This window comes from Allomuricauda sp. XS_ASV26 (assembly GCF_041224615.1).
Lineage (GTDB): Bacteria > Bacteroidota > Bacteroidia > Flavobacteriales > Flavobacteriaceae > Flagellimonas > Flagellimonas alginolytica.
Genome location: NZ_JBGFGK010000033.1, coordinates 523,578 through 536,330, shown reverse-complemented (window position 1 = coordinate 536,330; position 12,753 = coordinate 523,578). Strand labels below are relative to the sequence as shown.

12 protein-coding genes are annotated in these 12,753 nt (G+C 40.5%); 5 read left to right on the top strand and 7 right to left on the bottom strand.

Annotated elements, in window-relative coordinates; all coding sequences use genetic code 11:
• Window positions 1-52 precede the first annotated feature (52 nt).
• Window positions 53-2,785 carry a PD-(D/E)XK nuclease family protein gene (locus tag AB9K32_RS14510; RefSeq protein WP_369885574.1) on the top strand — a complete coding sequence of 911 codons (2,733 nt, stop codon included), beginning with the start codon at window positions 53-55 and terminating at the stop codon, window positions 2,783-2,785.
• Here the strand turns inward: AB9K32_RS14510 and AB9K32_RS14505 are convergent, their stop codons facing one another.
• Window positions 2,786-3,496 carry an SDR family oxidoreductase gene (locus AB9K32_RS14505; RefSeq protein ID WP_369885573.1) on the bottom strand — a complete coding sequence of 237 codons (711 nt, stop codon included), beginning with the start codon at window positions 3,494-3,496 and terminating at the stop codon, window positions 2,786-2,788.
• A gap of 157 nt (window positions 3,497-3,653) precedes the next feature.
• Between AB9K32_RS14505 and AB9K32_RS14500 the strand changes: the two genes are divergently transcribed.
• The 4 genes from AB9K32_RS14500 (at window position 3,654) to AB9K32_RS14485 (ending at window position 7,861) form a co-directional block, all read left to right on the top strand.
• Complete coding sequence (locus AB9K32_RS14500) at window positions 3,654-4,598, top strand: TolB family protein (protein ID WP_369885572.1); 945 nt, start codon at window positions 3,654-3,656, stop codon at window positions 4,596-4,598.
• 73 nt (window positions 4,599-4,671) lie between these two features.
• A complete protein-coding gene (locus AB9K32_RS14495) occupies window positions 4,672-5,475 on the top strand; it encodes an RluA family pseudouridine synthase (protein WP_369885571.1) in 804 nt (267 codons plus the stop codon).
• A gap of 80 nt (window positions 5,476-5,555) precedes the next feature.
• Complete coding sequence (locus tag AB9K32_RS14490; protein ID WP_369885570.1) at window positions 5,556-6,410, top strand: CPBP family intramembrane glutamic endopeptidase; 855 nt, start codon at window positions 5,556-5,558, stop codon at window positions 6,408-6,410.
• 233 nt (window positions 6,411-6,643) lie between these two features.
• Window positions 6,644-7,861 carry a site-specific integrase gene (locus AB9K32_RS14485; protein ID WP_090292201.1) on the top strand — a complete coding sequence of 406 codons (1,218 nt, stop codon included), beginning with the start codon at window positions 6,644-6,646 and terminating at the stop codon, window positions 7,859-7,861.
• 115 nt (window positions 7,862-7,976) lie between these two features.
• On the opposite strand, the gene AB9K32_RS14480 is transcribed toward AB9K32_RS14485, so the two are convergent.
• The 6 genes from AB9K32_RS14480 to AB9K32_RS14455 form a co-directional block, all read right to left on the bottom strand.
• Window positions 7,977-8,432 carry a DUF6730 family protein gene (locus tag AB9K32_RS14480; protein WP_116216542.1) on the bottom strand — a complete coding sequence of 152 codons (456 nt, stop codon included), beginning with the start codon at window positions 8,430-8,432 and terminating at the stop codon, window positions 7,977-7,979.
• 10 nt (window positions 8,433-8,442) lie between these two features.
• On the bottom strand, window positions 8,443-9,303 hold the full coding sequence (locus tag AB9K32_RS14475) for a relaxase/mobilization nuclease domain-containing protein (protein WP_235856357.1): 861 nt from the start codon (window positions 9,301-9,303) through the stop codon (window positions 8,443-8,445).
• 5 nt (window positions 9,304-9,308) lie between these two features.
• On the bottom strand, window positions 9,309-9,605 hold the full coding sequence (gene mbpA, locus AB9K32_RS14470) for a mobilization protein MbpA (protein ID WP_116216544.1): 297 nt from the start codon (window positions 9,603-9,605) through the stop codon (window positions 9,309-9,311).
• A gap of 45 nt (window positions 9,606-9,650) precedes the next feature.
• Window positions 9,651-10,553 carry a toprim domain-containing protein gene (locus AB9K32_RS14465; RefSeq protein ID WP_116216545.1) on the bottom strand — a complete coding sequence of 301 codons (903 nt, stop codon included), beginning with the start codon at window positions 10,551-10,553 and terminating at the stop codon, window positions 9,651-9,653.
• Window positions 10,554-10,758: 205 nt separating this feature from the next.
• On the bottom strand, window positions 10,759-11,964 hold the full coding sequence (locus AB9K32_RS14460) for a primase-helicase family protein (protein ID WP_116216546.1): 1,206 nt from the start codon (window positions 11,962-11,964) through the stop codon (window positions 10,759-10,761).
• A gap of 75 nt (window positions 11,965-12,039) precedes the next feature.
• Window positions 12,040-12,309, bottom strand: a complete 270-nt coding sequence (locus AB9K32_RS14455) for a helix-turn-helix domain-containing protein (RefSeq protein ID WP_090292211.1) — start codon at window positions 12,307-12,309, stop codon at window positions 12,040-12,042.
• Window positions 12,310-12,753 lie beyond the last annotated feature (444 nt).

The following is a 12,753-nucleotide window of genomic DNA, read 5'->3' as shown; positions in this document are numbered from 1 at the left end:
AGTTTTCTAGAAAAAGGCTCCGCAAATGCGGGGCCTTTTTTATTTTTAGTCCATGCAACAAACATTCCTTGAATACGTACTGGACGACCTCCAAAACAAACAGTTGAATTTTATAAACTGTACTTTTGTATTGCCCAGTAAACGATCGGGCACTTTCCTAAAAAAACATATATCCAACCGTCTCGAAAAAAACATTTTTAGCCCAGAAATAATCTCCATTCAAGAATTTATAGGAGGGCTATGCGATCTAAAACAAACTTCCAATATTGACTTATTGCTGTTGCTGTTCGAAGTATACAAATCCTCGAACATAGAAGATTCCGATGATTTTTCAGCCTTTATAAACTGGGGACAGACCCTCTTACAAGATTTTAACGAAATTGATGGTTACCTAATTCCCGCTTCGGATATACTCAACTATCTATCCGCCATCAAAGAAATTAACCATTGGTCCACAAGTAAGGATAAATCCGAGCTTATCGAGAACTATCTACAGCTGTGGAAAAACCTCGAAACCATTTACAATACTTTCTACACCGCCTTATTAGAACAAAAAAAAGGTTACCAAGGCCTTATCCAAAGAGAAGCCGTAAAAGCCCTAAAAAACGAAAGCAACCGAAAAATAAGGTCCAACCCGATTATATTTATTGGCTTTAATGCCTTAAATGCCGCCGAATCAACTATCATTCAACATTGTCTAGCTCAAGAGAATGCCCATATTTATTGGGATATAGACGCCTACTTTTTAAACGACAATATACACGACGCCGGATTGTTCATCCGGAACTATCAAAATAATTGGCCGTACTACAAACACGGTCAAAAAATAGATTCTCAGAATAATTTTCTCAAACCTAAAAATATTAACATAACCGGGGTTCCCAAAAACATATCCCAGACCAAATATGTGGGCCAGTTATTAAAAAAGTTAGGGGAAACAAAGGAAATAGACCTTACCAAAACTGCATTGGTACTTGCGGACGAAACTTTACTAAACCCTATGCTCAATGCTGTTCCCAGTAGCATCCCAGAGGTAAACATCACCATGGGGATGCCTTTGGACAAAACAGTTTTGTATTCCTTTTTTATAAGCTATTTGGAATTACATCTAAATGTTTCCGACCAAGGATGGTTTTTTAAACGTGTCTTGGAATTGCTCTCCAATCCGTACACACTTACCCTATCCGGTGAAGACCAAGGCAACTTTGCTCAAAAACTATCCAAAGATATTAAAGAAGGTAACCTACTCTATATAAACAAGGAAGCACTTTTAAAATATCCCAAGGCAGAAGATTTATTGACCCTTATTTTTCATTCAGGAAAAATATCGCCGATTGATTGGATAAACAATTGTCTAGGGCTCATTGAGCGGTTAAAAAACATTTATCAAAACGAGAAAAATGCATTAGAACTGGAATACTTGTACAGATTCTATACTCTTTTCAATCAATTGGGACAATATTTGGACCAAGTGGATTTTGTGGGAGAACTCAGGTCCATTAAAAATCTTTTCAAGCAATTGGCCAATATGGAATCCTTGGATTTTATCGGTCAACCTTTAACCGGGTTTCAGATTATGGGAATGTTGGAAAGCAGAAACTTGGATTTTGACACTGTCATTATCACCTCTGTGAACGAAGGGATTCTTCCCTCGGGAAAGTCAAACAATTCCTTTATACCTTTTGATGTAAAACGTGATTATGGCCTGCCCACTTACAAGGAAAAAGATGCCATTTATGTTTATCACTTTTACCGTTTGATACAACGCGCCAAGAATATTTACATTACCTACAATACAGAACCCGATGTGTTGGAAGGTGGAGAAAAAAGCCGATTGATTTCCCAATTATTGACCGATAAAAATCTTATACCGCACATAGCCCATACTATTGCCACCCCTAAAATATCCATTGAGGCAAAGCCACTGATCCAAATGGAAAAGGACAGCCGTTTCATGGATGATCTTATGGCATTTACAGAAAAAGGCTTTTCACCCACTTCGCTTACCAATTACATTCGAAATCCCATCGATTTTTATACCAGGAACATTCTTAAGATCAATGATTTGGATGAAGTGGAAGAAAATATTGCGGCCAACACTTTTGGAACCATTATTCACGATAGCCTAGAGCAGCTATACAAACCGCTCATTAATCAATTTTTGACCGAAGAACATATTAAATCCTTAATAGAGAAAGTGCCTGAAGTGGTGCAACATCATTTCACCCAAAACCTCTCTGGGGTCGATATTTCCAAAGGAAAGTTTCTATTGGTGTACAATGTTATCCTCAAGTATCTGCACAATTTCTTGGACGATGAGCTACGTCAACTTAAACGGCACGAAATCAAAATATTGGCGCTCGAGGAACGTTACGAAGAAATAATTACAGTTCCCGGGGTAGATTTCCCGATCACCCTAAAGGGAACATTGGACCGTGTAGATCAGTTTGATGGAACCGTGCGCATTATCGACTACAAAACCGGTAAAGTAGAGCCAAAAAATGTAAAAGTCACAGATTGGAACGTACTGATCACCGATTACGACAAGAGCAAAGCATTCCAATTGCTATGCTATGCTTATCTGTTTTCCAAAAAACACAATATTGGCGAAGTACAGGCCGGCATTATATCCTTTAAGCACTTGGGCAAAGGCCTGTTTCCGTTTTCAGAGGAGAAGAATACCCGAATACATTCGGATACTCTTGCAACCTTTGAAAAATACTTGTTCTTACTTATACAGGAAATATGCAACCCTACTATTCCCCTGATCGAAAAGGCGGTCTAATTATTTTAAATCGGGACGCGTGGGGCGTACTTCTATTTTACTGGGCAAGGTACGTGGATGCATGGTCAACAAATCAACGACCAATTTCCCGATATCCTCTGGCTGTATCTTCCACGCATCTTTATCCGATGGGTCGTTGTTGTTAAAATTACTGGACACCGATCCCGGCATAATCGTGGTGACCTTTATATTGTATTGTCTTAAATCGAGCATTGCGGCCTGGGTAAATCCTACCACGCCAAATTTTGTAGCATTGTATCCCGCTGCGGTGGCAAAAAAGTTGGTTCCCGCCAAGCTTGCCAAGGTCATATAATACCCTTCCGATGTTTTTAAAGCCTCTACGGATGCTTTTAAGGTGTGGTACACCCCGTTCAGGTTAGTATTTATCATTTGATGCCATTTATCGTCCTCCAATTCATCGATCGGTGCAAAATGACCCACTCCTGCGTTCGCCATAACCACATCCAACTGCCCCCATGTATCGAGAACAGCGGCAACGGCCTTTTTCTCATCGCCCAATTTGGAAACATCGGATACCAAGCCCAATACCCTATCCGATTTATTCAGCCTTTTTACAGCTTCATCGGCACTTTCTTGACTTCGTCCACTAATCGCTACTTTCATGCCCTGCTCCAACAGGCTTTCGGCAATCCCATATCCGATACCCTTGGTTCCTCCAGTAATGTACGCTACTTTTCCTTCTAATTTCATGTTGATTTTGTTTTGAAGTAAAGTTCAAAAAAGCATGGGCCAAATACAAAAAACAGATATTAAAAGGTTGATAAAGTTTGTTGCAGGAAAGGAGGACACGCTAAACCATGGTATAAAATATGGTACATTTACGGTCAGTGAAATGATTTATTAAGCCATGGCAAAAAGTAGATTGATAATTTTACTGGTACTTTGTTTGAACCAGGCAATCGCACAAGATCAAAACGACATTACGCAATTTAACAGCGCACTGAACAAATTCCTAAATGTTCGTGATTTATGTATTTCAGAAAATGGTAGCGAAGCATTTTTTACTATTCAGAGCCCATTGCAAGATATTTCCCAAATCGCCTTTATCCAAAAAAAGGGAAACGAATGGACAGAGCCCGAACTGATGTCTTTTTCGAGTTCTTATATGGATTTGGAACCGTTTTTGTCTCACGATGGAGAACGATTATTCTTTGTTTCCAATAGACCATTGGACGACTTGAGCAAAGAAAAAAAAGATTTTGACATCTGGTATGTGGAACGAGGTGGTTCTGACCAAGAATGGTCCATGCCCAAAAACATTGGCGCTCCCATAAATTCGGGCCTAAATGAATTTTATCCATCATTAAGTAAAAACAACAATCTATACTTTACCTTGGAGTCGCCGAACGGACTTGGAAAAGATGATATTTACTTCTCACGTTGGGAAAATGGTTCTTACTCAACACCACAACTATTGGATAAAAACATTAATACTTCTGGGTATGAATTCAATGCCTTTATTTCCAAAGAAGAGGACTTTATTCTTTTTTCCCGATATAACGAAGAGGATGGTCTAGGTAGTGGGGATATCTATATTTCCGTAAAAGATGATCGGGGAAACTGGGAAAAAGCGAGAAATGTTGGAGCTCCGATCAATACCAAATACATGGAATATTGCCCGTTCTATCACGAAGGAGACCAAACGCTCTATTTTACTAGTCGTCGCAACGAACTATCTCCCAAGTTATTCAACTCCGTATCGGAATTTCAAGAATACATGTACGAAAGCAATAATGGATTGAGTAAAATCTATATGACCCATTTAAAAATCAAGGGCATCACTAAAGAGTAGAAGCATCATTAACCAAATTGAAAACCATACCGTTCCTCATATTACGGAGCCCCAACGGCTACAGGAGTATGGTGTGGGAATTTTTAAAGCTTTGCCCACCAAATCTGCACTTAAAAAGGCTTTAAAGAAAAGATATATATCGGTAAATGGAATACATGCCACCACCGCGACCATAATTTCTGGTGGAGAACACATTGTTTTATCCATTCCTCAAAAAAATATACCCAAAAGGCAACTTATACTTCCCCTTAAAGTATTGTTTGAGGATGACCATCTGGCCGCTATACACAAACCTGCTGGCATTGAAGTGAGCGGCAACAAGTTCAGGACCATCGCCAATGCTTTGCCGCAGAACCTACAACCCAGTTCGCTATCAGAAGCTGTAACTCCCCAACCTGTCCACCGTTTGGATTATGCCACCACGGGTATTGTTTTGGTGGGCAAAACGAGCATTAGCATCCGTGTCTTGAACAAAATGTTCGAAGACAAACTCATATCCAAAACCTATTATGCCGTTACCATTGGAAAGATGAGATCCAATGGAGCAGTTACCACGGAGATAGATGGAAAACCCTCCCGATCGGATTATAATGTAATGAAATCCGTGCCCTCGGAACGTTTCGGTACATTGAATTTAGTAGAATTACGTCCCAAAACGGGCAGAAGGCATCAATTGCGAAAACATCTTCACGGTTTGGGGCATCCTATTCTGGGAGACAAAGATTACGCGATAGAGGGGTTGGTTTTAAAAGGGAAGGGCCTGTACCTGCACGCACACACTTTGGAGTTTGAGCATCCGTTTACTAAAAAAACCATCAAAATAACAGATGTGCTACCTGAAAAGTTTGGGATGATATTTCATGATAAACGAATATAAGGTTTGATGTTACCATCGAACAAAACCGTAACAAAACCTGGCCCAGCTCGTCATAAATTACAATCAATCAAAAAAATAAAATGACGAAATCAACAACACAGAAAAAAGAAGCGTGGAGTACCATAGGCATCTTCTTACTACTTCTAATTGCATTTAGTTCCATTGTATATTATGCAATTCTAAAATTAAATCCCACGAGTATCTATATAGGTTTATTAATGATTTCTCCCGCTTTAGCAGCCTTTCTTACCCTAAAAATCAAAAAACGCCCTATTTCCAGTTTACCTTGGAGTCTTAAGAATCCAAAATATGTAAAATTCGCATACCTAACCCCTCTACTTTATATTTCCGTTGCCTATGTTTTGCTCTGGCTTTTTGGTTTTGCAAATTTTATGAGCCCAGAAACCATTGCGGAATGGAGCAACGAACTGGGCATAGCAAAATCCAATAAATCCATCGTAATAGCTGTGATGGGAATTTTACTGTTGACAGTTGGAGTAATTAAAAACTTAGGCTCTACCTTGGGAGAGGAAATAGGTTGGCGCGGCTTTCTCATATTCGAATTGCGAAAAGTAATGTCTTTTAAAGCCCTAACTATTGTGAGTGGCGTTATTTGGGCTGTTTGGCATTACCCAGTGATCAATCTGATTTACGGAAGGGGAGAAAACCTTCTAATGCACACAGGTACTTTCACTATAATGATCATGGGCATATCTGTGATTTTGGCCTATTTCACGTTTAAATCCAAAAGCCTATGGCCAGCCGCCATTTATCATTCAGTTCACAATATTTATATTCAGAAAATTTGTACACCATTGACCATTTCCAATGAAAACACTGTGTTTTGGATAGATGAATATGGTTTTATGATTCCAATAGTTACAACTGTTTTTGCAGTTTACTTTTGGATAAAAGCTGGGAAGGAAAAGTTATAGCACAAAAAAAAGCACCCTGTTTGAGGTGCTTTTACATTTTTGGTGGAGAATACCGGATTCGAACCGGTGGCCTCTTGCCTGCCAGCAAGAGGATTACCATATCAATCCAATACAAATAAATACATAATAAATTGTTTTTCAGTATTTTAAATAATTTCGTATTCATTTAATTTCAAATAAAATCACCCATTTGCGTGCAAATTGCGTGCAAATTTTTTTTACCTTTGATTAGGATGAATACCAATATAAAACTTTCTTTAGATACGCGTAGGAAGAAAAAAGATGACTCCTATCCTATTATTTTACGGTTAACCCATTTTCGAAAAACAACTTCCATAAGCTTAGGGCAATCAATAAAAAAGGAATTTTGGGATAATAAAAACGAGAAAGTTAAAAGAGCATTCAAAGGAACTTCATCAGTTAGTAAACTCAATAATCAACTCTTAAAAGAAAAGACCAGAGCGGTCGACATAATTAATGACCTGAACGAAAAGGACGAGCTTAACTTTTTATCCATTTTGCAGCTGAAGAAGAAGATTGTAAAAACCGCATCATTGGATTCATTTTTTAAGTTTAGCGAGGATATTGTCGATGAGTTAAAAGCAGCTGAACGTTATGGTAATGCAAACACATACTACGCGGTAATTAAGGTATTGGAGAAATTCGCTGATGGAAATGATATCAAATTCAACGAAATCAATTATGATTTTCTCAAAAGATTTGAGAACTGGCACTTTTCCAAAGGTAATTCTGTTAACAGTCTATCGACGTATATGAGAACAATCAAAGCGGTCTTTAACAAGGCCATTAAGTCTGATGTTGTTTCTAGAGATGCTTATCCTTTTACACATTATAAGATTAAAACTACTCCTACAGAAAAAAGAGCGCTTGACATTAAAAGCATCAAATCAATTATGCTTTTAAAACTGGAAGAAACGGATAGTCTGTTTCACTATAGAAATTACTTCCTTGCCTCTTACATGCTTTATGGTATTTCCTTTATGGACTTGGCTTTTTTAAGGGTTCAAAATATCATTGACAACCGAATTAAATTCCAAAGAAAAAAAACGTCAAAGCCTTATGATATTAACATCACGCCTCAGTTAAAGGAAATCCTCTCGTTTTATCTTAAGGATAAAGAGAGGTCTGAATTTATATTTCCAATCATTAAAAGAGCCACATTTGAACTTCAATATAAAGACGTCTTATGGGCACGGAAGAGATATAATAAAGGGCTTAAAGAAATTGCAAAAAAATGCAAGATAGAGCAGCGGTTGACCTCATATGTATCTCGTCATAGTTTTGCAACCCAAGCTATGCTGCAGGACGTTCCCTTACAAGCTATTTCTTCCATGCTTGGCCATAATCGACTATCAACTACTCAAATATATCTGAAGTCCCTGCCGAATAATATACTAGACAATTATAATCAGAAATTGGTTAAACTGTAACCTTAACCCTTCCTAGTCCCAAATCCTTACTCACAACTTCAGCGCATGGATCCTGGCCTATTTTTGCAGTGTTTGGGAAGATAAGCGTAAAGCAAAAATAGGATAGGGCGCTGTCCTACTTTTGGCCATTATCCTCCAGCCATTTTTGATATAGTTCCTTTGCCTCTGGGCTTTCTTCAAAGAATGTCCTGTAGTGTTCAATTGCATCATCTTGACCTTCTACATATGCAACCTGTTCTTTCTTGGATATCCTTGACACCTTGTAGATTGAAAAACCAAGGACCAAAAGGACCGTGACCAACAACCCCCAAGTAAGTTTTATGGCCCAACTGGGCAAGAGAACGGACCGCTCTACTTTATGAAGAATCCTTTCCATCAGTCTTTGTTGTTCCTTAATGTCGTTTTTTTGTTTGTTGCCATACTCTTTTAGAAGAGCATTTAATTCGCTGGTATCTGGCCTTAATGGAAGGTTTTTGAAATCCTCATGAACCTTTTCCAATCGGCCGATACTCTTTTCAAATCCGTTGATCTCCTCAGTCAACAGTTCCGCTATCTCGTCCAGTTTTGCCATATTGTTTTGTTTAGATTCCTATTCCAGTGTCCCTGACCACTTTGATGGCCAGTTTGATGGTCTTTTTTATGATGGTCTGGGTCAAACTTTTTGGGACATTCACTGTCCTCCCCAAAAGCTGCATGCTCTTGTCCTTGGCAATCCGCTGTGCCATGTTCCTTTCAAAGTTCATTTGACGGGCGATCCTGCCCATGGACATGGACCGGTGCACCTCGCTTCCCTTTAGGTTCGTTCCCTTATGCTCAAAACGGAAGCCCTGCAACTGGTTCTGCCTGTTGATGCTCGGGATGACTTTTACATTGTTCTGCTCCATCGATTTGATATACTGGTCAAAATCCCTTGGCCGTTCCTTGGCCATGACCTTTTCATGGATCTTCTGTATTTCCGATCGGACATATTGCATCCGGTACAGTTTTTCCTGCTGAACTTCCCTTACCGTGGTCAGGTCCATTTGTTTGGCCACCCTTTCCGCCACTTGTTGGCTCCGCTTGCCGATGAAGCTGTCGTTATAGGCCTTCCCCTGAAAGTTTATCCGGTTGGCATACAGGTGGACGTGCACGTGCTCTTTGTCCCTATGGACAAAGGCAATGGCCTGGTGCTGCTTGAGGTTCATTTCCTTGAGGAACCGTTCGGTCATTTCCTTGAGTCGTTCGCTTTCCAGTTTCCTGCCGTCCTCGATGGTGGGGCTCAGCACAAAGCTGAGCGTGTTCTTCCGGCAGAGTTCATTCTGTTCTTGGATGACCTTGAACTCCTCGGTGATCTCCCTCGGGGTCTCCCCGGCCAGATATTGGCTGTGGATAATCTCCGATCCCTTCTCCTGGTTCATCCCGTAGCTCATGGAGGCCGATGTGTGCGATATGGATTTGCCCATGCCTATCATTTCTTGAAATTTAAAAAGTGTTGTCGTATCTCTTTGGCCAACTGGGCCGTTTCCTCGGCCAATCTAGGGTTACGCTTGCGGAACATGTTGGTGATCAGCTTGAAGTTCCGTTGGTATTTGACCAATAGCTTATAGGCCTCTATCTGTTCGTCCGTCATCCTTTCAACTATCCTATCATCGAATGCGGCACGGCGGCAGTACTCACTGATGGAAAGACCGCTCTTCCGGGCCTTGATCCTCAGCAGTTTCTTCTCGTAGACCGAGCACCGGAACTGTACGAACTCTTTCTTCATTTTCACATCATCTTTTGCGACCTACGGGAGCAAAAGCAAGATTTGTCATGACAATGACACATCTTGAATTCGTTTCCGAACTTCATCCTTCGCGCTTTTTACCTTCCATTCGTTTATATCTTTAAAACCTTCATAGAGGAAGGATATATCCCTACTGTTCGGGCACTTTTCCAGTAACAGTTCCGTCATCCCCAATCCCGTTTTGTCCCTATCAAGAAACAGTTTTACATTTTCATAATCCTCTATTTCTTTTATCATCCGTTTTACAAAGGCAGTTGTGTTCAATACCAGAAGGTCATGGCTGTTTACGATATCCGCCATCAGCTCAATTAGGGTGAGCATATCGAACATGCCTTCTGTAATCGCCAATTTCTTTGATTTGTTCCCCATCATCGAAACATCCTTTGGCGAGGTGGAGCCTTTCCAATAGCTGTTCCGCAGTTCCCAGCCTCCAGACCTGTTTTGGAGTCCGATGCCAAAGTATGTCCGTCCTCCTATTCGATAATGGATTTCCTTGCAAAGTATTCTTGCGGTTTTGATCGAGATACTTCTGGAGCTTAGATAGTTTTGCAGGGCCCTGTGCTCGATTTCCTTTTCCTCGATGATTTCAATCGGGTTGACTCTATGTTCCGCTTTGGTTGGATTCGGCCGCCGGTGAAAAGAAAAATGGTCCATGTTCCCGGACAATCGTTCCAATGCCTCCTTTACGGAACAGTTCTCCATTTTCATGACCAGGTCTATGGTACTTCCCCCCTCAAAGGTTCCGAAGTCTATCCAATAGTTCTGTTTCAATGATACCTTGAAAGAGGCTTGGGTCTCGATCCGGAACGGGCTGAGGAACCAAGCTTCTTTTTCCGTTTTCCGGACTGGAAAGTGCCCCAACTTGGCCAGCGTGGAAACGATGTCAATGTTGCGGGCTTTTTCGCAGTCCATTCTTTTTTCTTTCATGGTTCTGTTTTTAATCGATTTTTGATGATTTGATGACAAACCTCTGGGAGGCCCTTTAAATACTGGTAGTTTCCCCGTCATCATTTTGTCATCGTTTCATCGTTTTTGTTTTTTTCTTCATAGTACCTGTCATCATTTTTTATTTTGATGACAGAATGATGACAAAGTGATGACAGCCTAAACCCTTATAAATACTGGGCTTATATCAATCTGTCATCAAATCATCAAAATTTTGGACCAAAAAATTCTTTTTTATGGTAAAGTACCTCCCTTTTGCGTCCTCGGTGTTGATCTCACCGTTGTTCCAGATGGTGATCTTTTGGTACTTGTTGGAATTGGGCTGGTTGTCCAGTTTCCAATCATTTTTCAGCAACCGCCTCAATTGGGTCAGGTCGGTCTTGACCCTTGTGCGGTTGAGCATGTGCAGGGCATCGATGGGACAAAGGTCCACGGAGTCCATCTCGAACTTTTCCATGGCACTGAGCAGTAGACTGGCCAGTTCCTTCTCCACCCTGTTCCGGTTATTGTTTACCAGTTTCTTCAGCGCTGGTGTATGCACCTGTTTTGGAGTGAACCACATTCGTGTTCTTTGCTTGGTACTGTATTCCCTTTTTGAAAGGAAATCCAAAAAAGCGGGCACCTCCCGGGCCAGTTGGTCCAAGAAATCGGTGTCCTCCCTTTTAAGGGATGGGATCTTCCTCACCCAGAACCGTGTCTCATGGGCATCGATCTTGATAAAACTGTCCTCGTTGTTGCTGCAGAGAATAAATTTTCCGAAGAATTCCACTTCCCGTTTGTCCTTGCCCTTGGCCTCAAGCTTGTTCCGGTTGGTGGTGCTCAGGTACTTGATTCGCTCGGTGAGTTCCTCCTTGTTGAACAGTACCTCGTCGACGCATATCAGCAACTTGTTGGCCCAGTCCGCATTGAACTGGCTTGCAAAGCTGTCGTTGGTCAGATAGGTCAGGTTGTTGCCAAAGATTTCCTTGAGCCATTTGAGAAAGGTGCTTTTCCCGGTGTTTCTTTCGGTGGATACCAGACAGAGGATGGGGAGCACCTGCACCGGTCTTTGGTACAGGAGTTTCAGATAGTCCAGTCCCAGCTCCAGTTGATTTCCGAAGATATGCTTCAAAAAGCCCCGTGTCCTTATTATACATCCCTCTTTCGGTTCATGCGTCAAAGGGGAATAGGTATTGTAGAAACCATGGTGTTCCTTTTTAAAATTCACATGGCAAGGAATACAGGCGAACCCGTCATATTTGGGCACCTTGCCCAGATAGTCCTTGCCATGGTCCTGCTTGATGATATGCTCGTTCCACGGAACCAGCTGCTCGTTGAAATGTCCCGAAATGGTAGGATACTTTACAATTTTATAGAAAGACGTGCCCACCCTTATATAAGGTACTATTTTCATATTTTGAAATTTTTGAAATCTTAGGGTTTCTATGAAATTATCGTGAGTCCACAAATAATTTAAAGAGGAATTCGACTAGGGAATCGAATCCCCGATCGTTTTGCTTTCCGGTAAAGGCTTCTGTTGGTTCTGCAGCAGCCAACGCACTATCTTTTTCCTTTCGAAGAAAATCAGTTTTCCATTGGGCTTGGAGTGCGGGATATGCCCCGCAGCGGTAAGCTTGTACAGATAGCTTCTTGATATGCCGGTATAGTCACAGGTCTCATCGAAGGTCAGCACTTCTTTATTGGCGATCAATAGCCTTTCCAAACGGTCGAGCCGTTCCAGTATTAAAAAATTGTCCATTTTATTTCTTTTTAAAGATTAGAAATGAACAAAAGCGCTTTTGTTTTCTTTTGAAGAATTCTTTGGATAAAGATAAAAATAAGGAGGAGGGAAAGTAAGATTGACCGATTGATTTTATTCACAAATAATTGATATACAGTTTTTTATGTTAAAATAGTTCAAATATAATGGTATTGATAAACCCTTAGTTTTATTTGGTTTCATTTGATACCAAATGGAACTGTTCTTATTTTGGGCAAATAGGTGGTTTAATGGAAGAAAGCAGAGTTATCAACAATTAAGACTAGGGGAGTTAGAAAATAGGCACTTTAAAAAAGCATGTTTTAATCTTTGGATTGTCTTAATGAAGTCTGATACTTTGATACTACTTTAAGAAAGTCTAGTGCTTTTTTGAAAAATACTGTCTTGAAAATCGTTCCTTTTAAAAAACTACGCTCAAAGCCA

Bases quoted from the DNA above. Each gene is read 5' to 3' on its own strand.
- AB9K32_RS14510 (WP_369885574.1), top strand. From the start codon at position 53: ATGCAACAAACATTCCTTGAATACGTACTGGACGACCTCCAAAACAAA.
- AB9K32_RS14505 (WP_369885573.1), bottom strand. From the start codon at position 3,496: ATGAAATTAGAAGGAAAAGTAGCGTACATTACTGGAGGAACCAAGGGT.
- AB9K32_RS14500 (WP_369885572.1), top strand. From the start codon at position 3,654: ATGGCAAAAAGTAGATTGATAATTTTACTGGTACTTTGTTTGAACCAG.
- AB9K32_RS14490 (WP_369885570.1), top strand. From the start codon at position 5,556: ATGACGAAATCAACAACACAGAAAAAAGAAGCGTGGAGTACCATAGGC.
- AB9K32_RS14485 (WP_090292201.1), top strand. From the start codon at position 6,644: ATGAATACCAATATAAAACTTTCTTTAGATACGCGTAGGAAGAAAAAA.
- AB9K32_RS14480 (WP_116216542.1), bottom strand. From the start codon at position 8,432: ATGGCAAAACTGGACGAGATAGCGGAACTGTTGACTGAGGAGATCAAC.
- AB9K32_RS14475 (WP_235856357.1), bottom strand. From the start codon at position 9,303: ATGGGCAAATCCATATCGCACACATCGGCCTCCATGAGCTACGGGATG.
- mbpA (WP_116216544.1), bottom strand. From the start codon at position 9,605: ATGAAGAAAGAGTTCGTACAGTTCCGGTGCTCGGTCTACGAGAAGAAA.
- AB9K32_RS14465 (WP_116216545.1), bottom strand. From the start codon at position 10,553: ATGAAAGAAAAAAGAATGGACTGCGAAAAAGCCCGCAACATTGACATC.
- AB9K32_RS14460 (WP_116216546.1), bottom strand. From the start codon at position 11,964: ATGAAAATAGTACCTTATATAAGGGTGGGCACGTCTTTCTATAAAATT.
- AB9K32_RS14455 (WP_090292211.1), bottom strand. From the start codon at position 12,309: ATGGACAATTTTTTAATACTGGAACGGCTCGACCGTTTGGAAAGGCTA.